Origin of the sequence: Nocardioides jishulii (assembly GCF_006007965.1) — a bacterium.
GTDB lineage: Bacteria > Actinomycetota > Actinomycetes > Propionibacteriales > Nocardioidaceae > Nocardioides > Nocardioides jishulii.
In genome coordinates this window covers 2327991-2354339 of record NZ_CP040748.1, presented here as the reverse complement: position 1 = coordinate 2354339, position 26349 = coordinate 2327991, and the positions used below count along the sequence as shown (strand labels likewise).

Annotated in this window: 20 protein-coding genes; 17 read left to right on the top strand and 3 right to left on the bottom strand. The window is 70.5% G+C overall.

Annotation, left to right across the window (positions count from 1 at the left end; translation table 11 throughout):
* The first annotated feature begins 3 nt into the window (after positions 1 to 3).
* A complete protein-coding gene (locus FCL41_RS11095) occupies positions 4 to 936 on the top strand; it encodes an ABC transporter permease (RefSeq protein WP_137066973.1) in 933 nt (310 codons plus the stop codon).
* On the top strand, positions 936 to 1952 hold the full coding sequence (locus FCL41_RS11090) for an ABC transporter permease (protein WP_137066972.1): 1017 nt from the start codon (positions 936 to 938) through the stop codon (positions 1950 to 1952). Before FCL41_RS11095 ends, FCL41_RS11090 begins: the two co-directional genes overlap by 1 nt.
* A gap of 33 nt (positions 1953 to 1985) precedes the next feature.
* Here FCL41_RS11090 and FCL41_RS11085 read toward each other — a convergent pair whose 3' ends face one another.
* The gene (locus FCL41_RS11085) at positions 1986 to 2750 is read right to left on the bottom strand and encodes an IclR family transcriptional regulator (protein WP_137066971.1); all 765 of its coding nucleotides are present in this window, start codon (positions 2748 to 2750) and stop codon (positions 1986 to 1988) included.
* Positions 2751 to 2884: 134 nt separating this feature from the next.
* Here FCL41_RS11085 and FCL41_RS11080 point away from each other — a divergent pair, with 134 nt between their 5' ends.
* The 12 genes from FCL41_RS11080 to FCL41_RS11025 all read left to right on the top strand — a co-directional run bounded on the left by FCL41_RS11080 (position 2885) and on the right by FCL41_RS11025 (position 19495).
* A complete protein-coding gene (locus FCL41_RS11080; RefSeq protein WP_137066970.1) occupies positions 2885 to 4624 on the top strand; it encodes a carbon-nitrogen hydrolase family protein in 1740 nt (579 codons plus the stop codon).
* Positions 4624 to 6783, top strand: a complete 2160-nt coding sequence (locus tag FCL41_RS11075; RefSeq protein WP_137066969.1) for an FAD-dependent monooxygenase — start codon at positions 4624 to 4626, stop codon at positions 6781 to 6783. The genes FCL41_RS11080 and FCL41_RS11075 overlap by 1 nt, the downstream gene beginning before the upstream one ends.
* Before the next feature lie 184 nt (positions 6784 to 6967).
* Complete coding sequence (locus FCL41_RS11070) at positions 6968 to 7735, top strand: maleate cis-trans isomerase family protein (RefSeq protein ID WP_137066968.1); 768 nt, start codon at positions 6968 to 6970, stop codon at positions 7733 to 7735.
* A 1-nt stretch (position 7736) separates the two neighbouring features.
* Positions 7737 to 8063 carry a Dabb family protein gene (locus tag FCL41_RS11065; protein WP_137066967.1) on the top strand — a complete coding sequence of 109 codons (327 nt, stop codon included), beginning with the start codon at positions 7737 to 7739 and terminating at the stop codon, positions 8061 to 8063.
* Positions 8060 to 8725 carry an isochorismatase family protein gene (locus FCL41_RS11060; protein WP_212723193.1) on the top strand — a complete coding sequence of 222 codons (666 nt, stop codon included), beginning with the start codon at positions 8060 to 8062 and terminating at the stop codon, positions 8723 to 8725. Before FCL41_RS11065 ends, FCL41_RS11060 begins: the two co-directional genes overlap by 4 nt.
* A gap of 4 nt (positions 8726 to 8729) precedes the next feature.
* Positions 8730 to 10307 (top strand): alpha/beta fold hydrolase, encoded by a 1578-nt coding sequence (locus tag FCL41_RS11055; RefSeq protein ID WP_170970325.1) that lies wholly within the window; start codon positions 8730 to 8732, stop codon positions 10305 to 10307.
* Positions 10308 to 10495: 188 nt separating this feature from the next.
* Positions 10496 to 12982 (top strand): leucine--tRNA ligase, encoded by a 2487-nt coding sequence (gene leuS / locus FCL41_RS11050; RefSeq protein WP_137066965.1) that lies wholly within the window; start codon positions 10496 to 10498, stop codon positions 12980 to 12982.
* A 98-nt stretch (positions 12983 to 13080) separates the two neighbouring features.
* Complete coding sequence (locus FCL41_RS11045) at positions 13081 to 13941, top strand: DegV family protein (RefSeq protein ID WP_137066964.1); 861 nt, start codon at positions 13081 to 13083, stop codon at positions 13939 to 13941.
* A 98-nt stretch (positions 13942 to 14039) separates the two neighbouring features.
* Entirely contained in the window at positions 14040 to 15083 is a 1044-nt protein-coding gene (locus FCL41_RS17485) for a ComEA family DNA-binding protein (protein WP_239021620.1), read from the top strand.
* Between the two features lie 7 nt (positions 15084 to 15090).
* A complete protein-coding gene (locus FCL41_RS11035; protein ID WP_137066963.1) occupies positions 15091 to 17442 on the top strand; it encodes a ComEC/Rec2 family competence protein in 2352 nt (783 codons plus the stop codon).
* A 48-nt stretch (positions 17443 to 17490) separates the two neighbouring features.
* Positions 17491 to 18486, top strand: coding sequence for a DNA polymerase III subunit delta (gene holA / locus FCL41_RS11030; RefSeq protein ID WP_137066962.1), 996 nt, complete (start codon positions 17491 to 17493; stop codon positions 18484 to 18486).
* A gap of 157 nt (positions 18487 to 18643) precedes the next feature.
* The gene (locus tag FCL41_RS11025) at positions 18644 to 19495 is read left to right on the top strand and encodes a DUF4437 domain-containing protein (RefSeq protein WP_137066961.1); all 852 of its coding nucleotides are present in this window, start codon (positions 18644 to 18646) and stop codon (positions 19493 to 19495) included.
* A 75-nt stretch (positions 19496 to 19570) separates the two neighbouring features.
* On the opposite strand, the gene rpsT is transcribed toward FCL41_RS11025, so the two are convergent.
* Together rpsT and FCL41_RS11015 are read right to left on the bottom strand one after the other, a co-directional pair.
* Positions 19571 to 19831 (bottom strand): 30S ribosomal protein S20, encoded by a 261-nt coding sequence (gene rpsT / locus FCL41_RS11020; protein WP_137066960.1) that lies wholly within the window; start codon positions 19829 to 19831, stop codon positions 19571 to 19573.
* Between the two features lie 139 nt (positions 19832 to 19970).
* Entirely contained in the window at positions 19971 to 20912 is a 942-nt protein-coding gene (locus FCL41_RS11015; RefSeq protein WP_239021619.1) for a phosphotransferase, read from the bottom strand.
* A gap of 172 nt (positions 20913 to 21084) precedes the next feature.
* Here FCL41_RS11015 and lepA point away from each other — a divergent pair, with 172 nt between their 5' ends.
* The 3 genes from lepA (at position 21085) to hemW (ending at position 26341) form a co-directional block, all read left to right on the top strand.
* Positions 21085 to 22965 carry a translation elongation factor 4 gene (gene lepA, locus FCL41_RS11010; RefSeq protein ID WP_137066958.1) on the top strand — a complete coding sequence of 627 codons (1881 nt, stop codon included), beginning with the start codon at positions 21085 to 21087 and terminating at the stop codon, positions 22963 to 22965.
* Between the two features lie 220 nt (positions 22966 to 23185).
* Positions 23186 to 25009, top strand: coding sequence for an AMP-dependent synthetase/ligase (locus FCL41_RS11005; protein ID WP_137066957.1), 1824 nt, complete (start codon positions 23186 to 23188; stop codon positions 25007 to 25009).
* Positions 25010 to 25123: 114 nt separating this feature from the next.
* Complete coding sequence (hemW, locus tag FCL41_RS11000) at positions 25124 to 26341, top strand: radical SAM family heme chaperone HemW (protein ID WP_137066956.1); 1218 nt, start codon at positions 25124 to 25126, stop codon at positions 26339 to 26341.
* The last annotated feature ends 8 nt before the right edge of the window (positions 26342 to 26349 follow it).

Sequence of the window (26349 nt, the reverse complement as noted above, 5' to 3'; positions counted from 1 at the left end):
TCGATGAAGAACGCCCTGAGGTTCCTGTTCTGGAAGCTCGTGCTGCTGCTGACCGTGGTCGTCGGCGTCACGACGCTCATGTTCTTCCTGACCCGCGCCACCGGTGACCCGGCCGTGCTGCTCTCCCCGCCGGAGGCCAGCGACGAGGTCGTCGAGGCGAACCGCGTCCGCCTCGGCCTGGACGAGCCGCTGCTGCTGCAGTTCTGGCACACGCTGCTGGACACGTTCACGTTCAACTTCGGCAACTCCTTCGTCTCCGGCCAGGACGTGGGCGCCGACGTGCTGGGTCGTCTCGGCCCGAGCCTCGCACTCGTGGTCCCGGGCCTGGTCCTTGCCGCGGTGCTCGCCGGCGTCATCGGCACCTACGCCGCGCTGCACCAGGCCGACCCGCGCGGACGCCTGTTGATGGCTGCTGCCTTCCTGCTCGACGGCATCCCGTACTTCCTCATCGCGCTGCTGCTGGTGCTGGTCCTGGCCCTGCAGTTCAACGTGCTGCCCGCCACCGGTGGCGAAGGGGGCGCCGCACTGGTCATCCCGATCGCGGTACTGACGATCCAGGGTTTCGCGACCCTGTCGCGGCTCACCCGTGGCCAGCTCATCGACTCCCTCAGCCAGGGGCCGGTGACGATGGCGAAGTCCAAGGGACTGCCGGCCCGCACCGTCCTGTTCAAGCACGCGGTGCCGCTGGCGCTGCCGCCGCTGATCGCCTACCTCGGCATCCTGTTCTCGTTCATGATCGGCTCCCTGCTGATCCTCGAGTCGATCCTCAACTACCCCGGGCTCGGACAGTTCCTGGTCCGCTCGGTCGGCCAGCGCGACTTCCCCGCGGTGCAGGCCAGCGTGATCGTGATCGCTGTGCTGATCACCGTGGTCAACATCGCGATGGACACCCTCGTGCGCGTCCTCGACCCCCGCCTCCGAACGAAGGTGTCCTGATGAGCACCCCTGACAACGCCTCGCCGGCCGTTGAGCACGGCACCGGGAAGATGCCCTCGGCCACCACCGAGCCCGACCCGTGGGGCGCCACCCCGGCGCTCACCGGTGCCCACGTCGCGGTGAAGCCGGTCAAGACGCCGGGGCGCATGCGCGAGATCGTCACCAAGGCCTGGGGCAACCCCAGCGGCCGGTTCGGCTTCGTGCTGCTCGGGCTGCTGGTGCTGGCCGCGCTGCTCGCGCCGTGGATCGCCCCGCACGACCCGACCGCGCAGACGCTGTCGTCGACCGACACCGCGCCCTCGTGGCTCGGGGGAGAGGGGGGCTACCTGCTCGGCACCGACTCCCTGGGTCGCGACGTGCTCAGCCGGGTGCTGTACGGCCTGCGGCTCTCGCTCTTCGTCGGCATCGTGGCCGCGACGGTCTCGGCGGCCCTCGGCCTCACCCTGGGCATCCTGGCCGGTTGGTACGAGGAGCACCTCGGCAAGGTGCTGATGCGCCTGGCCGACGTGCAGTTCGCGGTGCCGTTCGTGGCGGTGGGCATCGCCCTGACGGCCGTGCTCGGCCCGGGACTGGTGCCGATCCTGGTGATCCTCTCGGTGTGGGGCTGGACCACGTACGCCCGCACCATCGCCAACTCGGTGGCGCAGGTGAAGCGCTCGGACTTCGTCACTGCCGCCCGCACGCTCGGTGCAGGCACCGGTCGGATCATGGTCAAGCACGTGGCACCCAGCGTCCTGGCCCCGGTGGTGGTCCTCTGGTCGACCAGTGCGGGTGTGCTGATCCTGGCGGAGTCGGGCCTGAGCCTCCTGGGGCTCGGCGTGCAGGCACCCGACTTCTCGCTGGGCAGCATGCTGTCGGACGGACAGGTCGCGCTGCGCCTCTCCTGGTGGGCGGTGCTCTTCCCGGGGTGCGCGCTGCTGCTGATCGTGCTGGCCTTCAACATGATCGGCGACGCCCTGCGGGACGCGTTCAACCCGTCGTCCTCGTTGAAGCCGAAGAACCCTGAGCTGGTCTGAGCCGTGACGGGGCCGGGGCGTCAGCGACAGGGCTCAACCGAGCCCGGCGCTGATCTCCTCGGCCCCGCGGCGCACCAGGTCGATGATCTCGGCCCGACGCGCCTCGTCGGTGCGGTAGACGGGGGCCGCGGTGCCGAGGGCGCCGACGACCTGGTCGCCCAGGTGGATGGCCGCGGCGCATCCCCAGATGCCCTCGTCGACCTCCTCGAAGCTCTCGGTCCAGCCGCGTGCGTGCGTGGCGTCGAGCGCGCCGGGAGCAAGGCTGGCCGCCCGCTCCGCCGGCAGCGAGGCGAGCACCGACTCCACGTACCGACGGCGCTCCGTGGCCGGCATGGCCGCCAGCAGGATGCGAGAGAGCGAGCCGGCGTGCAGGTCCATCGCCTGACCGGGGTCGAACTGCAGCCGTACAGGACGGCGGGACTCGACCCGGTCGACGCAGTAGGCCGAGTTGCCTCCGCGCCTGGCCACCAGCACCGTCTCGTCGATCTGTTCGCGCATCCGGGTCATCACCGGGAGCGCCACGTCGGCCAACGGCACCTGGGCCGCGTCGCAGGCGCGGGCCAGACCGTGGGAGAGGTCGGTGACGCGGTAGGCCTTGTCGCCGGCCGAATCGAGCAGGCCCACCTCGCGGAGCAGGGCGAGGTAGCGGTAGGCGGAGGTGACCGAGAGCTGGAGCTCTGCGGCGAGCTCCGCCACCGTCCACGTCGGGCGCTGCTCGGTGAAGCACAACAGCATGTGCAGCAGCTTGCGGCTGCTGCTCGCGCCGTGCACCCGCGGTGCGGCGTCGTTCGAACCCATCAGGACTCTCCTCGTCGGTCACGTTCGTGGGCCACTGCGCGTGGTCGTGAGTGACCACATTGCCCGAACCAGTTGCATGTCAACTGCGTCATGTCTACCCTATTTTCACAGCATAGAAGGAGCATTCCCACATTATGGAAACAAGGATTCTCGACTCGCGGGAGAACCGCACCGCCACCAGCGTGCGTGTGGGCACTGCTCAGTTCTTCTCGGGCACCGACGTGGCCGCCAACGCCGAGCTCGTCGCCGACTACCTGCGGATCGCCGCCGAGAACGGCGTCCAGCTCGTCGTGTTCCCGGAGAACTCCAACCGCCTGCGTGACTTCGCCGACCGTGACGAGGCCTGGGAGAAGTGCGAGCGCATCGACGGCCCCTTCATCACCCGCGTCCGCGAGGCCTGCAAGGAGCACGGCGTCCACGCCGTGGTCGGCGTCGACGTCTCCGAGGACGTCAAGCCGATCGTCCGCATCGCCTCCGTCCTGATCGGCCCCGACGGCGAGATCATCCACGTCCACCACAAGACCGTCTTCTGGGACTACGAGTACACGCTCTTCACCGCCGGTGAGAAGCCGCTCGAGGTCGTCGACACGGCGCTCGGCAAGATCGGTCTGCTGATGTGCGCCGACGGCATCGTTCCCGACGTGCCGCGCGTGCTCGGCACCCTGGGCGCCCAGATCTTCTGCAACTCGCTGAACTCGCGTGGCCCGGACGAGGTCCGCGTGCACGTCCCGCTACGCACGCTGGAGAACCACGTCTGGCACATCTCCTCCAACACCGTCGGTGGGCCGGCTGACGCCTGGCCGTGGATGGGTGGCTCGCAGATCGTGCACCCGCGTGGCGAGGTCCTCGTCGGTGCGGGCGAGGAGTCCGAGGGCATGGTCTGGGCCGACATCGAGGTCGCCGTGGCCGACGACAAGGACGTCCCCGGCTTCGCCGACGTCATGAAGTGGCGCCGCACCGACCTGTACGGCGACCTGATGACCCCGCACGCCGACCTGCCGGTCGCCGCGATGCTGGGCCCGGTCACCGACGACGTGCCCTCCAAGCCGCTCGACGTGGTCACCCTGCAGGTCTCCTGGTTCCACAACCAGGACTACACGGTCTCCCGTGCGGTCGCGCAGATCGCCTACGGCGCCAAGCAGGGTGCGACGTTCGGTGTCCTGCCCGAGCTCTTCTGCTTCAAGCCCGGTGAGGTCGCCGCCGACCCGAAGAAGGCTGCTGACTACTCCGTCGGCGTCCTGGAGACGATCAGGGCGGCCTGCGCCGAGCACTCCTTCTGGACGGTCGTGAACCTGGTCGAGGAGTCGGCGGCCGGCTTCCACTCCACCGCCTACCTGGTCGACGCGACGGGCGAGGTGCGCCACACGTACCGCAAGACCCACCTGGACGCCCGCGACGCCTGGGCAGTCGCCGGTGACGAGATCGGTGTCGCCGACGTCGAGATCGGCCGCATCGGCATCATGATCGGCTCCGAGGTCTGGCTGCCCGAGGTCGCCCGCCTGCTCACCCTGCGCGGCGCCGAGCTGATCGCCCACCCCGCCAACTGGGACCGCCGCGAGGCGGCCGACTGCGCGGCGGTCGAGCGTACCGAGGAGAACCGGGTCCACCTGGTCTCGGTCAACCGCCTCGACTCGCCCGCCGAGATCGGCAGCCAGATCGTGCGCTCCGACCCGTTCGTCCCGGGCCAGCCGGTCGCGCTCATGCGCTACCCCTCGGCCCAGTGGACCCGCTACGGGTTCGAGGAGCAGCTCTTCTGCCGCCTCGACCTGCGCGAGTCCCACAACAAGATGATGGGCTTCCACCTCGACCCGGTGGGCTCCCGTCAGCCGAACCTGTACGGCCCGCTCCTGCAGGCTGCCTCCGGAGGACAGTGATGACTGAGACCGACATCCCCGCCCTGCTCGCCCTGCGGGACAACCCGCCGTTCGAGAAGATGCACACCGTCGCCATCTCCGGCATGGGCCCGGTCGGCATGGTGGCCGCCCTGCGCCTGGCCCAGTTGGGTCACGACGTCATCGTCTTCGAGGCGCTCGGCGGGCTCTCGGCGGAGGCGCGTGCCTCGACGTTCCACCCGTCCTCGCTCGAGCTGCTCGAGCAGCTGGGCGTCGTGGAGGAGCTGCACGCGGTCGGTCTCAAGGCGCCGATCTACCAGTACCGTGAGCGTTCGGGCGCGGTGCTCTCCCAGATGGACATGACCCTGCTGGAGGGGGAGACCGCGTACCCCTACCGTCTCCAGAGCGAGCAGAACAACCTCACCGAGATCATCCTGGGCAAGCTGCAGGACATGCCGAACGTGACGTTGCGCTTCAACTCTCCCGTGGCGCGCGTCGAGCGCGGAGACCGGCACGTGCGGATCCACCTCGAGGGTGGCCACCGCGACGAGCCGATCCTGGCCCAGTGGATGATCGCCTGCGACGGAGCCGCGTCCCCGACCCGCAAGTCGCTCGGCATCGCCTTCGAGGGCACCACGTACGACGACCGCTTCCTGGTCATCTCCACCACGCACGAGTTCCGTGAGGACCTCGGCGAGGACCTCGCCTACGTCTCCTACATCTACGACCCCACCGAGTGGGGCGTCCTGCTCCGTACGCCGAACCACTGGCGTGCCCTCTTCCCGGTCACCGACGCGGAGACCGACGAGGAGGTCATGTCCGCGGAGAACATGGAGGCGCGGATGCAGCGCCTCAACCCGAAGGACACCCCGTACGAGATCGTGCACCGCAACGTCTACGCGGTGAACATGCGGTCGGCCTCCACGTACGCCTCGGGTCAGGTGCTCCTGGCCGGTGACGCCGCGCACTGCAACAACCCGCTCGGCGGCATGGGCATGAACTCCGGCATCCACGACGCCTGGGCCGCGGTCGAGTGCATCAACGCGGTGCTCACCGAGGGCGTCGACGCCACGCACGCAGCCACCCTGTACTCCGAGCTGCGTCGTGACGCCGCGATCAACCACGTCCAGGCCCGTGCGCAGAAGAACTACGACAACATGCGCCAGGACGACGACGCCGCCCGCGCCGAGCAGGCCGACCAGCTCTCGGCGATGGACCGAGACCTGTTCGAGAAGCGCGAGCACCAGCGCAACTCGGCCATGTTCACCTCGCTGCGCCTCACCCTGGGACGTCTCAAGCGCGAGCTGCACGCCGTGAAGGCTCCCGCCGTCTCCGGCGGACAGAAGTTCTCGAAGCTGCTGGGCCAGGGGCCGGTCTACGCCGCCGGCGCCTACGACGCCGTCTCCGCCAAGCTCGTCGAGCAGGCCGGCTTCAAGGCCGTCTACGTGCCGGGATCGGCCGTGTCTGCCTCCGTGATGGGCCAGCCGGACCTGGGCTACATCGGCCTGGCCGAGATGGCTGAGGCCGTCCGCCGCATCACCGCGGCGACCGACCTCCCGGTCATCGTCGACGGCGACACCGGCTACGGCGGCGTGCTGCAGGCGGCCGAAGCGGTGCGCCGACTGGAGCAGGTCGGTGCCGCTGGCATCCAGTTCGAGGACCAGCTGGCTCCCAAGCGCTGCGGTCACCTGGCTGGCAAGGCACTGGTGGAGACCGAGGAGATGGTGGCGAAGGTCAAGATCGCCGTCGCCGAGCGCACCTCGGCGGTCATCATCGCCCGCACCGACGCCAAGGGTGTCGAAGGCTTCGAGGGTGCGTTGGCCCGCGCTGCCGCGTACGCCGAGGCAGGTGCGGACCTGGTCTTCGCCGAGGGCGTCTACTCGCTGGAGGAGCTCACGGCGCTGCGCGACGCGGTCCGAACGGTCGTGGGCGGTCGTCCCCTCATGGTGAACCTCTCCGAGGCGGGCGATTCCTCGGCGCTGCCGCCGCTGGAGCTGGCCCACGAGGCCGGTGTCGGATTCCTGATCCACCCCGTGTCGGCAGTCCTCGCCGCGGCCGAGGGCATCGCAGCCACCTACCAGCGTCTGCTGACCACCGGCGCCTCGGGCAAGGGCCAGGAGGACTGGAAGCAGTTCACCACCCTGCTCCGACAGGACGAGCAGCTCGAGCGAGCTTCGCGTCTGGCGGCCGGCGAGGCCTGAGGTCCCACAGACGTCCGGGTGGGCACGACCCCGCGAAGTGCCCGCCCGGACACCAGCACCACCAGCACGACCAGCACGACCAGCACCACCAGCACCACCAGCAGCCCAGAACCAGCAGCACCCAGATCGTGGTCCGGCACCCGAGCGTCGGACCGCCCCAGTGAATTCCAGTGAGGAGCACGCCATGCCCGTCGGTACCGGTGCCGTGATCACCCCCCAGGAGAAGAAGGGCAAGAAGTTTGCCCTGGTCCTCCCGTCGACCAACACCTCGGTGGAGCGCGAGCTGCACGACCTGCGTCCGCAGGACTGCTCGTGGCACACCGGCCGGATCATGATCGAGGCTCCGGCACTCGACTCCGCGGACGCCTTCGGCGCCTTCCGTGAGGGCCTGAACGCCTCGATGCCGTCCGCGCTCGAGATCGTCATGACCTGCGACCCTGACTACATCGTCATGGGCATGTCGGCCGAGACCTTCTGGGGTGGTGTGGCCGGCAACGCCGAGTTCGAGCAGCGGGTGCGAAACCTGACCGGCCGCGACGTCACCACGGGCGCGACCGCCGCGGGCGAGGCGCTGAAGGCGTTCGGCGCCAAGCGGATCGGCATCGTCACGCCGTACCAGCCGGTGGGTGACGAGCAGGTCGTCGCCTACTTCACCGAGCTGGGCTTCGAGGTCGCGGGGATCACCGGTCTCTGCTCGCAGTCGGCGACCTCGATCGCCACCGAGTCGCCGGAGAAGCTGCGCGAGGCGTTCCTCTCGGTCGACGGAGACGACGTCGACGCGCTGATCCAGTGCGGCACCAACCTCGAGTGCGCGGCCACCGCCGCCGAGCTCGAGAAGGAGCTGGGCAAGCCGGTCATCGCGATCAACATCGCCACTGCCTGGCACGCGTTCCGCGTCAACGGCATCGCCGACAAGGTCAGCGGCTACGGCCGCCTCCTCGAGGAGCACTGAGATGGCGTTCAACCACGTGGGTCACCTGACCCTGGCCCCGGAAGCCACCGACGAGCAGGTGGCCGGCATCGTCGACGGCCTGGTCGGGCTGCACGGCCAGGTCGACGGCCTGCTGTCGGCCCAGGCCGTGCGTGACGCCGGTCTGACCGAGGGCAACGCGCACGTGCGTTTCCACATGCGCTTCGACGAGCAGGCGTCGTGGGAGGCGTACCGCACGCACCCCGCGCACGTCGCGGTGGTGAAGAACCACGTCGGCCCGGTCCTCGGGTCGAAGGCGTTCGTCCAGTACGACGACGCCGACGTCCGTACCGCGGGAGCTCCTGCGTGACCTCGTCGGCACCGTTGCGCGGCGAGACCCTCGCCGACGACTACGCCCACGCCGGGTTCGGGGGTTCCCTCGTGCCCGGCGTGCGGCCGGCGCTGGTCCTGATCGACCCGGCGCGTGCCTACGTCGACCCGGCCTCGTCGCTGTACGCGGGCGTCGAGTCGTCGCAGGCCGCGATGGTCGAGCTGCGCGAGGCGGCCCGGGCGGCCGGCATCCCGGTCTACCTGACCCGTGTGCTGTACGACGACCCCGAGGGCAACCTCGGCGGCCTGTTCTTCCGCAAGGTGCCGGCGCTGTTGGCGTTCGTCGCGGGCAATCCGCTCGGCGACTGGGCCGAGGGCCTCGAGCCGGGCCCCGGCGAGACGGTCGTGACCAAGCACTACCCGAGCGCCTTCGCGGGCACCTCGTTCGCCGCCTCCCTGGCGGCGAAGCGGATCGACACGTTGCTCATCGCCGGATGGTCGACCAGCGGCTGTGTCCGGGCCACCGCGCTCGACGCATTGCAGTCGGGCTTCGTCCCGGTGGTCGTCCGTGAGGCGGTGGGCGACCGGCACTCCGAGCCGCACGAGTCGAACCTCCGCGACATCCAGGCCAAGATCGGTGAGGTGCGGCAGCTTGCGTGGGTCCGTGACTACCTCGCCGGACTCGCCCAGCAGCCGCACTGAGCACGTGAGCCGTCCGGAGCGGGCCGCCGACGGGGTGGAGCAGGCCTTCGAGCAGATCGCCGCTCCCGACCACGAGCACGACACCGCCTGGGTCGTGCGGGGTGAGGGCGCGGGGTCGCCGCACGACCCCGTCGTCTTCCACGTCCATCCGACGAGTGTTCCCGTCGACCCGTCCGACCCGTCGTCCGCTGCCGAGGTGGACGCGGTGGTGCGCGCCCAGGTGGCGCCCTTCGGCGGCAGGGTCTGGTCGCCGCGCTACCGGCAGGCGAGCACCCGTGCCTTCCAGGAGTGTGACGGCGGTGGCGAGGAGGCCTACCACCTCGCGTACCGCGACGTCTCGGCAGCGTTCGCCCAGTTCCTGGTGGATGAGGCGCTGGTGGACGAGCGCTTGGTGGACGAGCACCTCGTCGTCGAGAGCCGTCCGGTCCGGCCGCTGGTGCTCGTCGGGCACGGCCAGGGTGCGCGTCACGTACGCGCGCTGCTGGCGGAGTTCTTCGACCACGACGGCCTGGCCGATCGTCTGGTCGCCGCCTGTCTGATCGGCACCGACTTGGCGGTCGACGACGCCGTCCTGACCGATTTCCACCTGGCCACGGACCCCGACGCGTCCGGCGTGGTGGTGGCCCACCAGACGCGCTTGGGGAGCGACGTCCTTGCCGCAGACGTACGACGTCGTACCGCCGCCTGGTTGGCGGCTCGCGCCGCGGCTCCTGACGCTTCGGGTGGCGGGTACGCGGACGGCGCCGTGCCGTACTGGCCGGGCGTGTGCGGCACGGTCGTCACCCCCGGGGGCAGAGGTGCAGAGCCGTGGCACGTGGTCGACCTCAGCGGCGCCGAGGACGCCCTTCCCCTGGTCCTCCTGCACAAGCTCGGGGGCTGGGTGGCCGACTGGCGCGGGGTCGCCGAGGAACTGGCCCGCGAACGCCGTGTCGTGGTCGTCGACCTCCCCGGGCACGGCGGCTCGACCCGCTGCCCGCCGACGCCGTGGGCGCTGTGGCCCGCGGGGACCGCGCAGGGCCTGGCCAGCCTCCTGGGCACGTTGGACATCGACCGGGCGCACGTCATGGGCTGCTCGCTCGGTGGTGTGGTGGGCACCCTGCTGGCCGCTGCGGAGCCGGAGCGCGTCGCCTCCCTGGCGCTGGTCGGCACCTCGCTGACGCAGCGCTTCACCGCGGCGCGCACCCTCGAGGTGGATCGCGCCGTGCGTGGCGGGTTCGGCCGGGGCTGGGTGCCGCGGCCGGGCCAGAACACCCGGGCCGTCACCGGTGACCCCGCCGTGCTGGCCGAGCAGGACGCGTCTCGGGCCTGGGCCGGTCGCTGGGTGCGCCCCAGCGAGCGGGGCGTCGGACTGACCGGGGTGGAGCACCTGCTGGCCGAGGTGCGCAGCCCCACCCTCTACCTGAACGGCGAGTACGCCGGTTACCGGGTCTACGAGGAGGTGGCGCAGCGGCTGCTGCCCCGCGTGCAGGTCGAGGTCGTGCCCGGCTGCGGGTCGTTCCCGCACCAGGAGCAGCCCCGGGCGGTCGCCGCCCGGTGGCGCGGCTTCGTCGGGTCGAGCGACGTCCCGGCCGACGCCGGGTGAGGGCGCCTCGTACGTAGCCGTCAGGCGCACCAGTCGTGCCACGGGCAGACGACGGCGCTAGGATGGCCACATGCGTACGACGCTTGTTCTCGGCCTGCCGCGCTGATCGACAGATCGGCGTGGCCACCCTCCTGCACGGAGGGTTTTTTTGTGCCGACGAGCGACGCAGCACCCCACGAGGAGAGACGATGAGCGAGCAGGACACCAACGCAGCCGAACCGACGTACGACGCGGCCGCCTTCGAGGCGAAGTGGCGTGGCGTGTGGGACTCCCTCGACCTCTTCGTCGCGCACGACGACACCGAGAAGCCGAAGAAGTACGCGCTGACGATGTTCCCCTACCCCTCGGGCGACCTGCACATGGGTCACGCCGAGGTCATGGCGCTGCACGACGTCATCGCGCGCTACTGGTGGCTCAAGGGCTTCGAGGTGCTCAACCCGATGGGATGGGACTCCTTCGGCCTGCCCGCCGAGAACGCCGCGATCAAGAACGACGCGCACCCGGCCGACTACACGTACGCCAACATCGAGACGCAGTTCGAGTCGTTCCGCCGCTACGGCGTGAGCTTCGACTGGACGCGCCGCTTCAACACCTCCGACCCCGAGTACTACAAGTGGACGCAGTGGCTCTTCACGCAGTTCCACGCCAAGGGTCTGGCCTACCGCAAGAAGTCGCCGGTCAACTGGTGCCCGGTCGACCAGACCGTGCTGGCCAACGAGCAGGTCGTCGACGGTGCCTGTGAGCGCTGCGGGGCCGAGGTCACCAAGCGTGAGCTGACGCAGTGGTACTTCCGCACCACCGCGTACGCCCAGGAGCTGCTCGACTCGCTCGACGACCTGGCCCCCACGTGGCCGAGCAAGGTCGTCAACGCCCAGCGCAACTGGATCGGCCGCTCCGAGGGCGCCCACGTCACCTTCGACATCGCCCTCGACTCCGGTGAGGTCGAGCCGGTCACCGTCTTCACGACCCGTCCCGACACCCTGTGGGGCGCCACCTTCATGGTGGTGGCCGCCGACGCCGACCTGGCTCGGCGCCTGGTCTCGGCGTCGCAGGAGCAGGCGCTGGAGGACTACCTCGTCGAGGTGCGCAAGGCCTCCGACATCGACCGCCTGGCCACCGACCGGCCGAAGACCGGCGTCGACCTCGGCGTCACGGCCACCAACCCGGTCACCGGTGAGCAGATCCCCGTCTACGCCTCCGACTACGTGCTGGCCGACTACGGCACCGGCGCGATCATGGCGGTGCCCGCCCACGACCAGCGCGACCTCGACTTCGCGAAGGCCATGGGGCTGGGCGTGCGCCGGGTCGTCGACACGGGGGAGGAGAACCCCGAGGAGACCTTCGTCGCGACGACGGGCAACGGGACGTACGTGAACTCCGGCCCGCTCGACGGCCTGGACGACAAGACGGCTGGCATCCACCGGGCGATCGAGATCCTCGAGGCCGACGGCCGGGGCACCGGCACCGTCAACTTCCGCCTGCGTGACTGGCTGCTGAGCCGCCAGCGCTACTGGGGCGCCCCCATCCCGATCGTCCACTGCCCGGTCGACGGCGAGGTCGCCGTGCCGGTCGAGCAGCTGCCGGTGCTGCTGCCCGAGCTCAAGGGTGCCGACCTGAAGCCCAAGGGCACCTCGCCCCTGGGCGGGGCGTCCGACTGGGTGGCCACCACCTGCCCGACCTGTGGCGGCCCGGCGGAGCGCGACACCGACACCATGGACACCTTCGTGGACTCGTCCTGGTACTTCTTCCGCTACGTCTCCCCGCACGACGACACCCAGGCCTTCGACACCGACCTGGCCAACGCGTGGGGCCCCGTCGACCTGTACGTCGGCGGCGACGAGCACGCCGTGCTCCACCTGCTGTACTCCCGCTTCTTCACCAAGGCGCTGCGCGACATGGGTCTGGTCGGCTGGGACGAGCCGTTCTCGGCCTACCTGAGCCAGGGCAAGGTCCTCAACCAGGGCCGCAAGATGAGCAAGTCGCTGGGCAACGGCGTCAACCTGGGTGACCAGCTCGCCGAGTTCGGTGTCGACGCGGTGCGCCTGACCCTGGTCTTCGCCTCCCCGCCCGAGGACAACATCGACTGGGCCGACGTCTCGCCGGCCGGCTCGCTGCGCTTCCTGCAGCGCGCCTGGCGCCTGAGCGGTGACGTCACCTCCGAGCCGGGCGTCGACGTCACCACCGGTGACCTGGCCCTGCGCAAGGTGACCGCCAAGGTGCTGCACGACGCGGCCCACCTGGTCGAGACGCACCGCTTCAACGTGATGGTCGCCCGCACGATGGAGCTGGTCAACGCGGTCCGCAAGGCCATCGACTCCGGCTGCGGCGGCGCCGACCCGGCCGTGCGCGAGGCCACCGAGACGGTCGCGATGCTGCTCTCCATGGTCGCGCCCTACACCGCCGAGGAGATGTGGGAGCGCCTGGGCCACCAGCCCTCCGTCGCCCAGGTCGCCTGGCCGGAGGTCGACGAGGCCCTGCTGGTCGAGGACTCGGTCACCTGCGTCGTGCAGGTCAAGGGCAAGGTCAAGGGTCGTCTCGAGGTGGCTCCGGACATCTCCGAGGCCGACCTGGAGGCCGCGGCGCTGGCCGACCCGGGCGTCCAGCGCGCGCTGGAGGGCCAGACCGTGCGCAAGGTCATCGTGCGCGCGCCCAAGCTCGTCAACATCGTCGTCTGACCACCCCGCGGGTGCATCGTCGAGGGGGCACGTCGCGTGCCCCCTCGACGGCGTGGACACGTCACTGACCTCCGGAGGAACGCACTAAGGTGCACGCCATGACCGCTCGTACCGTGGTTGTCACCGACTCCACCGCCTGCCTCGCGCCCGGCGTCGCCGAGACCCGCGGCATCACGGTGATCCCGCTCCAGGTGGTCATCGGGGCCCACGTGTACGACGAGGGCAGCGAGGGTGCCTCGCCCGAGGCGGTCGCCGTCGCGCTGAAGGAGTTCACCCCGGTCTCCACGTCGCGGCCCAACCCCTCCGCGATCCTGGAGGTCTACCGGTCCCTGGCGGCCTCCGGCGCGGAGGAGATCCTCTCGGTCCACCTCTCCGGTGACATGAGCGGGACCTTCGAGTCCTGCCAGCTGGCGGCGCGACAGGCGCCGGTCCCGGTGACGGTGATCGACAGCCGACAGGTCGGTGCCGCGACCGGCTTCGCCGCCCTGGCCGCCCAGGACGTGATCGACGACGGCGGAGACGCCGAGGTGGCCGCTGAGGCTGCTCGGGCCAGGGCGGCCGCGTCGCGCTCCCTCTTCTACGTGGACACGCTGGAGTACCTGCGCCGGGGAGGCCGGATCGGCCCCGCCGCCGCCCTGCTGGGCGGGGCCCTCGCGGTCAAGCCGTTGCTGGAGATCCGCGACGGCAAGGTCGCGTCGCTGGAGAAGGTGCGCACGGCCAACCGCGCGCTGGCCCGCCTGGAGGACCTGCTGGTGCAGGCGGCAGGGGAGAGTCCCGTGGACATCTGCATCGCCCACCTCGCCAATCCCCAGCGGGCGCAGGACCTGACCGCGAGACTCACCGAGCGCTTGGCCGACAACCTCCAGGGTCGTCCCGTGCAGTGCACGGAGCTGGGCGGCGTGCTGGGGGCCCACGTGGGCCCAGGGATGCTGGCCGGGGTGCTCGCACCGCGCCTGTGATGCCGCGCCTCTGACCCGCACCGGTGGTACGGCGGGTTGTCCACAGGCGGCCGAGCGACGCGGCGCGTGGCATCGCGAACTTCCCTACCGTCTAGGGCATGCGCAATCGACGCCCCTCACCCGAGCACGAGCAGGCTGTCGCCCGCCGGTTGGCAGCGTTGAGCGGTCAGTGGGAGCAGGCCAAGGAGGAGCTCACCCGCGCAGGGACCGCCACCGCTCCGTCGTGGGAGGAGGAGCCGGAGGAGTGGTCCTGGGAGGAGCACACGCAGGTCCGGGGTGTGGCCGTGCCTGCGGCCGTGGAGCACGTGTCCCCGGACGGGCCCGTGAGCGGGACGCCGCCGGAGCCGACGGACGGCGGGGGAGTCGACGGCGTACGGGAGCCGGGGCGCCACGCGGCTCGCCGTCCGTCCGTCTCCGCCCTGCGCCACGCAGCCGGGGCGGGAGCATCCGGGGTGGACCGGCTCGGCCTGCGTCTGGCCCACCTGGTGTGGGTGGGTGTCTTCGCGGCCGTCGCACTCGCCGGGACCTCGTGGTGGTTGGTCCGGGCGAAGGAGTCGGTGGTCGTCACCCCGGTCGTCGCCCCCGTGGACTCACCGGCGCAGAGCGCCGGGTCCCAGACCTCCGTGACCCAGGGGGCCGCGCCCGGTGCCACGGACGGTGCCTCTGCCGGGGCAGTGCCGCGTACGGCCAGCGGGACGGCGGGAGCCGGGCCCTCCACCGAGGTGGTGGTCGACGTGGCCGGCAAGGTGCGGCGTCCGGGCATCGTCGTCCTTCCGCAGGGCTCGCGCGTCGTCGACGCCCTCGAGGCGGCCGGGGGAGCGAAGCGGGGAGTCGACCTCCAGTCCCTCAACCTGGCCCGCGTCCTCGTCGACGGCGAGCAGATCGTCGTCGGTGCTCCGGCTCCCGCGTCCGGAGCTGCCGCGCCTCCGCCGGGAGCGCCCGCAGGCACCGGCCTGGTCAACCTCAACCAGGCGACCCAGGGCGAGCTGGAGGCCCTCCCCGGGGTGGGCCCGGTGACGGCCGCCGCGATCGTGGACTGGCGCACCACGCACGGGGGCTTCTCGTCGGTGGAGGACCTGCTCGAGGTGCGCGGGATCGGTGAGGTGACCCTGGAACGCCTCTCCTCCCTCGTCACGGTCTGAGCCGTCGGTGACAGCCACGACCTCCGCCGACCTGAGGCTGCCGTGGCTGGCGACCGTGGCCTGGGGTGCCGCGGTGTGGGGGACGGTGCGGCCCCTCGGCGGGAGCCTGTTGCTGGTGGGGGCCCTGCTGGTCGGCGTCGCGTTGGCCCTCCTCACGGCCTTGGTCCTGCGCACGCGCGCACCCGTGGCCTCGGCTGGTGCAGGCACCCTCACGTCGCGAGCGGTCACCGCGACAGCGACGCTCGTCGTCCTGGTGGCCATGGCGGCCGCGGCGTCGCTGCGCGCGGAAGGTGAGGCAGTCGGGGTGGTGGCCGAGGTCGCTGCCCGGTCCGGGCCCGCCACGGTGGTGGGCACCGTCGTGAGCGACCCACGACCCGTGGCGTCCGCGTGGGGGAGGACTGTCGTGGTCCGTGTCCGGGCGCAACGGATCGCTGCGGCCCGCGGCGAGTGGCAGGTCCGCAGCACCCTGGTGGTGCTCGGTGAGGGGGAGTGGGACGACGTACGCCTCGGGTCGCAGGTGCGCTTCCGTGGCTCCTTCGCCCCGGCCGACGGGGACGCGGCCGCCCTCGTACGTCCACGCGAGGACCCCACGGTGCTGGGGGAGCCGGACGTCTGGTGGCGGGCGGCAGAGGTGGTGCGTGCCGGGGTCAGGGAGGCCGTGGAGCCGCGACCGGCCGACCAGCGTGCCCTGGTGCCGTCGTTGGTGGTGGGCGACGACTCCGAGCTGGACCCTGGCCTGGCCGATGACTTCCGCACCACCGGTCTCACCCACCTGCTGGCGGTCAGCGGCACCAACCTCACCCTGGTCCTCGGGTTCGTGGTGCTGCTCGGACGCTGGTGCGGCGTCCGTGGCCGCGGACGCCTGCTTCTCGGAGCGCTGACCATCGTGGCCTTCGTGCTGGTCGCCCGCAGCGAGCCCAGCGTGGTGCGGGCCGCGACGATGGGGGCGGTCGCGTTGGTGGCGCTGGCGCACGACGGGCGCGGGAGAGGCGTGCGTACGCTTGCGGTCGCCGTCCTGGTGCTGCTCGCGTGGGAGCCGCGCATGGCGGTCACGGCGGGTTTTGCGCTCTCCGTCCTGGCAACGGCCGGGATCCTGCTGCTCGCCCCGGTCTGGCGCGACGCCTTGGCCCGCTGGATGCCTCGGTGGGCTGCCGAGGCGGTCGCCATCCCCGCAGCGGCGCAGCTCGCCTGCACGCCCGTGGTGGCCGGGCTGTCGGGTGAGGTCAGCCTCGTGGCCGTCGTCGCGAACCTGCTGGTGGCGCCGGCCGTCGCGCCCGCGACCGTGCTGGGGCTGGTCGGTGGCCTGCTCGCGACCCTGGTGCCGGTGCTCGGCCAGCTCATTGCGTGGCCGGCCGCGTGGTCGGTCGGCTGGATCGTGCTGGTCGCGCGGTGGGGCGCCGGCCTCCCGGTGCCAGCGATCGGGTGGGGCACGAGCCCGTGGGCGCTGCTGGCCCTGACCGCGCTCTGCGCGGTGGCCGCGTGGTCGGCCCACCACCTCCTGGCGCGGGCGCGGTGGACCGTCGTGCTGGCCGCGCTGGGACTGGTGTCTGTCCTCGTCCCCGTTCCCACTCCCGGCTGGCCGCCACCCGGCTGGGTCGTGGCTGCCTGCGACGTGGGGCAGGGCGACGCGCTGGTGCTCAACGCCGGGCAGGGACAGGGAGTGGTCGTCGACGCCGGCCCTGACGCCCGGCTGGTCGACCGGTGCCTGGACCGTCTGAAGATCACCGAGGTGCCTCTCCTCGTCCTGACGCACTTCCATGCCGACCACGTGGACGGTCTCGAGGGGGTGCTGGAGCGGCGTACGGTGCACGAGGTGGAGGTCTCCACGATGGCCGAACCGGTGGAGGCGGCCGCCGCCGTGACGGCGACGCTGGCTGCGCGGGGCGTGACGCCGGTCGTCAGCGCCTACGGCGTTTCGCGTCAGGTGGGTGCGGTGACGGTGACACGGGTGTGGCCCGAGCCGACGACACGCTCCGAGGGTCCCAACGACGCCAGCGTCGTGCTGCTGGCCACGGTGGGCGGGGTCGACGTCCTGCTCACCGGCGACGTGGAGCCGCCCGCGCAACGAGGCCTGCACCGATCACTCGGGGCGTTGCAGGTCGACGTGCTGAAGGTGCCGCACCACGGCAGCCGCCACCAGTCGGTCGAGTGGCTCACCTCCACCGGTGCGAGCGTCGCGCTCGTCTCGGCAGGGAGGGACAACTCCCACGGCCATCCGGCGCCCTCCCTGCTGGACCTGCTGGCCGGCGCGGGAATGACGGTGCTGCGCACCGACGAGGACGGGGACGCCGTGGTCGTGGTGCGCGACGGCGTGCTGGGCACGGTCGGGTTGGGCACGGTCGGGACGCCTCCTGCGTGAGGCGTGACGACGCGTCTCGTCGGAGCTGTGTGGCAGGCTTGCAGCACCATGGTCAAGGCTCCCAGCGCATCGCAGGTCCTCGGTCGGATCACGCTCGTGACCGGCAAGGAGGAGTTCCTCAACGAACGTACGGTCTCGTCGGTCCGCCAGACCGTCCGCGCCCACGACGCCGAGGGTGAGTTCTCCGAGGCGCTGGCCTCGGAGCTGACCGCCTCCTCGCTCGAGGAGATGTCGGCGCCCTCGCTCTTCTCCTCGACCCGGTGCGCCGTCGTACGCAGCCTCGAGGACCTCCCGGAGGAGCTGCACGAGCGTGTCCTGGACTACGCGGCGGCCCCGGTGGAGGACGTCGCCCTGGTGCTGATGCACGGCGGTGGACCCAAGGGGAGCGGCTTGCTGACCAAGCTGCGCAAGCTGCCGTCCGTCACGGAGGTGAAGGCGGCCGAGGTGAAGTACGCCTCCGGCTTCCAGGACTTCGCGAAGGGCGAGTTCGCCCACTGGGGCGCCCGGATCGCCCCCGACGCCGTGGAGTTCCTCGTCGTCGCCGTGGGGCAGGACCTCCGGGCCCTCTCCGCCGCTGCGCACCAGCTGACCAGCGACTTCCCGGGCGAGCAGATCACCCTCGAGGTGGTGAAGCGCTACTTCGGGGGCAGGGCCGAGGCGAAGTCGTTCGCCGTGGCCGACGCCGTCATGTCCGGACACACGGCCCAGGCGCTGGAGGAGCTGCGTTGGGCCCTCGACGGCGGGACGCCCGGCGTGCTCGTCACCTCGGCCGTCGCTGGATCCGTGCGCAGCGTGGCGAAGTTCTTGGGGAGCACCAACCGCGGTGGTCGCGACGGTGACCTGGCCCGAGACCTCGGCGTTCCGCCGTGGAAGGTCAAGAGCATCAGGTCCCAGGCGCGGGGCTGGGACGAGCAAGGCATCTCCCAGGCTCTGGGGGCCGTGGCCAGGGCCGACGCAGACATCAAGGGTGCCGCCCACGACGCGAACTACACGTTGGAGCGGTTGGTGCTCACGCTCGCCCAGCTGCGTCTCTCGGCGCGCTGACGCCGCGGCGTACCCGTCCCTGATCGGGGCCAGGGAGCTGTCGCTCACACTAATCGGTACAACTTGTAGCGATAAGTTTGCGTCACTGCGGTCGTGTCGACTACGCTCGCATTACCGATACACACTGTATCGGTAATGAGTGTGAAGGAGTCCTCCCATGCGTCCCCACGTCGAGATGATCCACGAGGCCGACTACGTCTGGCACCCCGCGGAGCTGCCCGGCGGTGTGGGGGAGGCGGTCGAGCGTCGACTCTCCGTCGACGAGGAGGACGGGTCGTCGTCACTGGTGCTCGAGTTCGTCACCGACTGGTCGCGCCCCGCGGGCGTGCCCGAGGCCGACACGGAGTTCTTCCTGGTCGAGGGGGAGATGACCTACGGCGGTCGGGTCATGGCGCCCTGGGAGTACGTCCACGTCCCGAAGGGTGTGCCGATGGAGGAGCTCGGGTTCCGGGCCGGCTCCAAGGCGCTGCACTGGCGGGAGTATGGCACCAGCCGTTTCGTCCTTGGCGGTGAGCGTCACCCGGATGCCCGCGGCGAGGTCACCCTCACCGACCCGAACGCCATGGAGTGGACCTCGACGCTCGACCGGACGGCAGGACCCCTCTCGCCGCTCTACATCAAGATGCTGCACCACGACCCCGAGACCGACTTCTACACCCGTCTCATCAAGGCGCCCACCGGGTGGGAGGAGCCCCGGATGCTGCACCACCCGGTGTACGAGGAGTACTACACGCTGGCCGGGCGCACGAAGGCGCTGCACGGGGAGGCGTCGGTCGGGACGTACACGTTCCGCCCCTCGCACATCAAGCACGGTCACTTCGAGACCCTCGAGGAGACCATCTGGATCATTCGGTGCGACGGGGCGCTGGAGAACCTGCACACCGTGGACACCTGGATCGACTGGGGTGGCACGGCGCTGAACTATGACCCGGAGACCCGGGGGCCGGTCCCGTCGACGATGCCGCTGCGCTCCCGCTCGGCTGGCCCGTGGGACCCGCGCCTGGCCTGACGGTGGAGAGCCGGACATGCAAGAGGCGCCGCACCCCGAGGGGGTGCGGCGCCTCTCGACGTCAGCGGGTCCGGCTCAGAGAGCGGCGGACTGCTTGGCGATCGACGACTTGCGGTTCGCGGCCTGGTTCGGGTGGATGACACCCTTCGAGGCGGCCTTGTCGAGCTTGCGGTTGGCCTCACGGCCAGCGGCGATGGCCGCCTCCTTGTCGCCCGCAGCGACGGCCTCGCGGAACTTGCGGACAGCGGTCTTCAGGCCCGACTTCACGGCCTTGTTGCGCTCGCGCGCCTTCTCGTTCTGCTTGTTGCGCTTGATCTGCGACTTGATGTTCGCCATGAGAACTCCTCGTTCTGGAAGGGGTGCCTGCCTGCCCTGCGGTCGGGCCCGGGAAGGACCTGACGTGGTGGGCGGACGGGCGTTGCCAGCGGGGTTTGCCCTCGCTCGACCAAGGGCCGATCATGGACAACGCCGGTTGTCACCACCTGCGGCGTTCTGCCAGCCAGAGCCAGCAGACCGTTCCCGTCCAGTACTGGTGGTCACGCACGTGCGGTGAGTTCGGTGGAACCGAGCCACACCCTGCCCGGAGAAAATAACCCGCCATCAGGGCCAGGAGCGAATCGACGGCCTCGGAGGGCGCCTCGCGCAGCAACGGACGGCTCGCCATCACCTCCTCGACGTCGACACCGTCGCCGTGGGCGGAGGCCAACAGCATCATCGAGTCGATCCAGGCAGGTCCGGTCGCGGGCCAGTTCCAGTCGCACAACCACGCTCGTCCGTCGTCCAGGAGGAGGACGTTGTCGGCGCGTACGTCGCCGTGCACCAGCGTCTCGCCGGTCAGCAGCTCGGCGCCGCGACGGGCGAGCTCGACCGCCTCGTCGCGGCGCTCGGGGTGCGTGGGCGGGGTGAGACCCTGCCAGGCCTGCGGCCAGGCGGCCGTCTCGCTGACGAAGGTGGGCAGGTCCATCGTGCGCGGTGCCGGGGTGAACGTCTCCGCGATCGTCGCCAGGGCGTCCAGACAGGCTTCGAGGTCGACCCGTCGCCACGGCCGTTCGACCGGTGTCGCGTCGACGTGCGTGGTGGAGAAGGCGATCCAGTCCGGATCCTCGAGGACCCACAGCAGTGCGGGAGCCGGTGCGCTCGGGGGCAGGGTGCGCAGGTGGCGCACCTCTACGACGTACGACGCGGCGAAGGTCCGCTGGGCCCGGTGCGAGGCCGCCTTCACGAAGTGTCGCGATCCGTCGGCGCAGGTGAGCACCGTCGCCATGCCGGGGGTGAAGCCGGCCTCGATCGACTCGGCGCCCAGCACCGGTGCTCCGCACCTGGCCTCGATCTCGTCCCGCAACCACGGCGGCAGGTGGGCCCATTCCAGGCGGCGGGCGGTGTCCAGGGGTGGGACCGGGTACGGGGGGAGGGTCACCGGCCCATCCTGCCGGACGGCGGGGGTGAGGACGCCCGCTCCGGCAGGGGTCGGCGCGTCGCCCGTCGTGGCCACGGGGTGGCTCAGGGGCGGTGCGCGTCGGCGGTTCGGCTCCCGTGGTGCGTCGTGGGAGAATGACGAGAACTCGTCCTCGCCCGTGAGAAAGCAGCAGATGACCCCGAACCCCGCGCCGAAGCCCGGCTCGACCCCGTCGTCGATCATCCGCAACTTCTGCATCATCGCCCACATCGACCACGGCAAGTCGACGCTGGCCGACCGGATGCTGCAGCTGACCGGCGTCGTCGACGAGCGCGCTGCCCGTGCGCAGTACCTCGACCGCATGGACATCGAGCGCGAGCGCGGCATCACCATCAAGTCGCAGGCCGTGCGGATGCCGTGGACGATCACCGAGGAAGCTGCCGCGGAGCACGACATCGAGGCGGGCGCCGGGACGTACGTCCTCAACATGATCGACACGCCCGGCCACGTCGACTTCACCTACGAGGTCTCCCGGTCGCTGGAGGCCTGCGAGGCCGCGATCCTGCTGGTCGACGCCGCCCAGGGCATCGAGGCGCAGACGCTGGCCAACCTCTACCTGGCGATGGGTGCAGACCTGCACATCATCCCGGTCCTGAACAAGATCGACCTGCCCAACGCCAACCCCGAGAAGTACGCCGCCGAGCTCGCCGGCCTGGTCGGCTGCGACCCCGACGACGTGCTGCGCGTCAGCGCCAAGAGCGGGGTCGGCGTCGAGGCGCTGCTCAACGAGATCGTCAAGCAGATCCCCGCCCCGGTCGGCGACACCGAGGCGCCGGCTCGCGCCCTCATCTTCGACTCCGTCTACGACACCTACCGCGGCGTGATCACCTACGTCCGCGTCGTCGACGGCGAGCTCACCCACCGTGACCGGATCAAGATGATGTCCACGAACGCGACCCACGAGCTCCTCGAGCTGGGGGTGATCAGCCCCGAGCAGGTCAAGGCGGACAAGATCGGCGTCGGTGAGGTCGGTTACCTGATCACCGGGGTGAAGGACGTCCGGCAGTCGCGAGTCGGTGACACCATCACCACCCAGCACCACGGCGCCGTCGAGTCGCTGGGTGGCTACAAGCACCCCAACCCGATGGTCTACTCCGGTCTCTACCCCTTGGACGGCGACCAGTTCGGCGACCTGCGTGAGGCGTTGGAGAAGCTGCAGCTCAACGACGCGGCCCTGACGTACGAGCCGGAGACCTCCGGCGCCCTGGGCTTCGGCTTCCGGTGTGGCTTCCTCGGCCTGCTCCACATGGAGATCACCCGCGACCGTCTCGAGCGGGAGTTCAACCTCGACCTCATCTCCACCGCTCCCAACGTGGTCTACGAGGTGGTGATGGAGGACGGCAGCCAGTTCGAGGTCACCAACCCGAGTGAGTTCCCCGAGGGCAAGATCAACGAGGTGCGCGAGCCGGTCGTCAAGGCCACCATCCTCAGCCCCTCCGACTACATCGGCACGATCATGGAGCTGTGCCAGACCAAGCGCGGCACGCTCCAGGGCATGGACTACCTCTCCGAGGACCGAGTGGAGATGCGGTACGTCCTGCCGATGGGTGAGATCGTCTTCGACTTCTTCGACCAGCTGAAGTCGCGCACCAAGGGCTACGCCTCGCTCGACTACGAGCGTCAGGGAGACCAGGCCGCCGACCTGGTCAAGGTCGACATCCTGCTGCAGGGCGAGCCGGTCGACGCGTTCAGTGCGATCGTGCACCGCGACGCGGCGTACAACTACGGCGTGATGATGGCCTCCAAGCTCAAGGAGCTCATCCCCAGGCAGCAGTTCGAGGTGCCGATCCAGGCCGCCATCGGTGCCCGCGTGATCGCTCGCGAGAACATCCGCGCCATCCGCAAGGACGTGCTCGCCAAGTGCTACGGCGGTGACATCAGCCGCAAGCGCAAGCTGCTCGAGAAGCAGAAGGAAGGCAAGAAGCGCATGAAGATGGTCGGTCGGGTCGAGGTGCCCCAGGAGGCCTTCGTCGCCGCGCTCGCGACCAGCGGCGGGGGAGAGACCAAGAAGTAGTCGTTCGCACCTGCCGCGACCAGCGTCGAGACCCCTCGGAGGACCGGGGGGTCTTGCGTATTTCGGCTCGCTCGGCGCCTTCCGGGGCGATCCGGTTGTTTTTGCGCCCAAGGGGTGGAAGGGCTACCGATGAGTTGGAGAGTGATCTAGGTTACGTCCCAGCAAGGTCAGCCAGGGCGTCGGAGGGCGCCCGACACGCAGAACGACGCAGGGGAGACGCATGCCCATCACGTATGACACCAGCTTCTTGGACACGATGCTGCCGAACACGGCGGTGCAGTTCTGGGACCGGGTCGCCAAGTCTGCCGACCGGGAGGCGTTCCGCTACCCGACGAAGGCCGAGACCTGGGAATCCGTGACCTGGGCGCAGGCCGGCGAGCTCGTCAGCAAGTTGTCCGGCGGTCTCCTGGCCCTCGGCCTGCAGCCGGAGATGCGCGTGGGCATCACGTCGGGCACGCGCTACGAGTGGCTCCTGGCCGACCTCGCGATCGGGTGCGCCGCCGGCGCGACGACGACGGTCTACCCGACCACCAACGAGGAGGACACCGCCTACATCCTTGCGGACTCCGAGTGCCGCATCGTCTTCGCGGAGGACGACGAGCAGATCGCCAAGCTGCGCAACCGCAAGGCCGAGCTGCCCTACGTCGCCAAGGTCGTGACCTTCGACGGCACCACCGACGGCGAGTGGGTGATCGGCCTCGACGAGCTGGCTGCCCTCGGTGAGGCGCACCTGGCCGCCAACCCGGGCCTGCTGGAGCAGAAGGCGGCGGAGATCCGTCCCGACCAGCTCGCCACGCTCGTCTACACCTCCGGCACCACCGGCCGCCCCAAGGGCGTCCGACTGCGCCACTCCTCCTGGGTCTACGAGGGCTCGGCCATCGCCTCGATGGGCATCCTGGGCGAGGACGACCTCCAGTTCCTCTGGCTGCCGATGGCCCACGTCTTCGGCAAGGTGCTCATGTCGACCCAGATGGCCTGCGGCTTCGCCACCGCCATCGACGGTCGGGTCGACAAGATCGTCGACAACCTCGCCGTCGTCCAGCCCACGTTCATGGGTGCTGCGCCGCGCATCTTCGAGAAGGCGTACGGCCGCATCGTCACGATGCAGGAGGCCGAGGGCGGGCTCAAGGAGAAGATCTTCAACAAGGCCTTCGAGGTCGGCCGGGAGTACGAGCGTCGCAAGGCCGCCGGCGAGAAGATTCCCGCCGGGCTCAACTTCCAGCACAACCTCTTCGACAAGCTGGTCTACTCCAAGATCCGCGCTCGTTTCGGTGGCCGCGTGCGGTTCTTCATCTCCGGCGCCGCGGCGCTCAACAGCGACATCGCCCAGTTCTTCAGCGTCGCCGGCATCAAGATCCTCGAGGGCTACGGTCTCACCGAGACCTCGGCGGGTGCCTTCGTCAACCACCCCGACCACAACAAGTTCGGGACCGTGGGCCTGCCGTTCCCCGGCACCCAGGTCAAGCTCGGCGACGGCGACGAGGTCATGATCAAGGGCCCCGGCGTCATGGAGGGCTACCACAACATGCCGGAGGAGACGAGCAAGGCGCTCGGCGACGACGGCTGGTTCCACACCGGTGACAAGGGGTCACTGGACCAGGACGGCATGCTCACGATCACGGGTCGCATCAAGGAACTCTTCAAGACCTCCGGCGGCAAGTACGTCGCGCCCCCGGCCATCGAGGCGAAGTTCAAGGCCGTCTGCCCCTACGCCAGCCAGTTCATGGTCTTCGGCGAGGGCCGTCAGTACTGCGTCGCGCTCGTCACCCTCGACCCCGACGCCATCGCGCCCTGGGCGGAGGAGAACGGGCTCTCCGGCAAGTCCTACACCGAGATCGTCAACAGCCCGCAGATCCAGGCGATGGTCGAGGGCTACGTGGAGGAGACCAACAACCAGCTCAACCGCTGGGAGACCATCAAGCAGTGGCGTCTGCTCGACCACGACCTGACCATCGAGTCCGGCGAGCTGACCCCCTCGATGAAGGTCAAGCGCAACGTCGTCCAGACCAACTACCAGGACCTGATCGACTCGATGTACCCCTGACCGGACTCCGTCCCACCAGGTCACCCGAAGGGCGTCGACGCCACCCGCGTCGGCGCCCTTCGCCGTGCCCCAGCGGTTTTCTCCCGGCCACCGGAGCTGTGGTGGGATGGTCCCGTGCCTTCTGCTCTGCCCGTCGGAGAACCTGCCCCCGAGGACGGTTCGCTGCCGGCGACCGCGCTGGAGGGAGCCGGAGACCGTGCCCTCGGGTTCTACCTCCACGTGCCCTTCTGCCGTGTCCGCTGCGGCTACTGCGACTTCAACACCTACACCGCCCCCGAGCTCGGTGACGTGACCGGCGCCTCGATCGCGTCGTACGCCGATGCGGCCGTCACCGAGGTGCGTCTGGCGCGTCGCGTGCTCGCCTCCGACACCCGCGAGGTCTCGACCGTCTTCTTCGGGGGCGGGACGCCCACCATGCTGCCGCCCGAGGACCTCGTGCGGATGCTGCGCGCCGTCGCCGACGAGTTCGGCCTCGTCGAGGGGGCCGAGGTGACGACCGAGGCCAACCCCGACTCGGTGACGCCCGAGAGCCTGGCGGTGCTGCGCGAGGGCGGCTTCACCCGGCTCTCCTTCGGCATGCAGTCGGCGGTGCCGCACGTGCTGGCGACCCTCGACCGCACCCATGACCCGCTGAGGGTGCCGCGGGCGGTGGAGTGGGCTCGCGCAGCCGGATTCGAGGAGGTGAGCCTCGACCTGATCTACGGCACGCCCGGCGAGAGCCTGGCCGACTGGCAGACGTCGCTCGACGCTGCTCTGGCCTGCCAACCCGACCACGTCTCCGCCTACTCGTTGATCGTCGAGGAGGGCACGGCGCTGGCCCGCCGGGTCCGTCGCGGCGAGCTCCCGATGCCGGACGAGGACGACCTGGCCGACAAGTACGTCGTCGCCGACCGCACGCTGCGCGCAGCCGGGCTCGAGTGGTACGAGGTCTCCAACTGGGCGCGTCGTCCCGAGAGCCGCTGCCAGCACAACCTGCTCTACTGGCGCGGCGCTGACTGGTGGGGAGTGGGGCCGGGCGCCCACTCCCACGTCGGTGGTGTGCGGTGGTGGAACGTGAAGCATCCGGCGGCGTACGGCCGTCGGCTCGCCGCGGGGGTGAGCCCCGCCCAGGGTCGCGAGATCCTGACGGCGGACGAGGCCCACACCGAGCGCGTGCTCCTCGAGCTCCGCCTGCGGGAGGGGCTGCCGCTCGACATCCTGGACGCCGCAGGCCGGGCGGCCGTTCCCGGCCAGGTGGCGCAGGGCCTGCTGGTCGAGACCGACGGGCGCGTGGTCCTGACCGACCGCGGTCGGCTGCTCGCCGACGGCGTGGTCCGTGACCTGCTGACCTGACCTGCCTG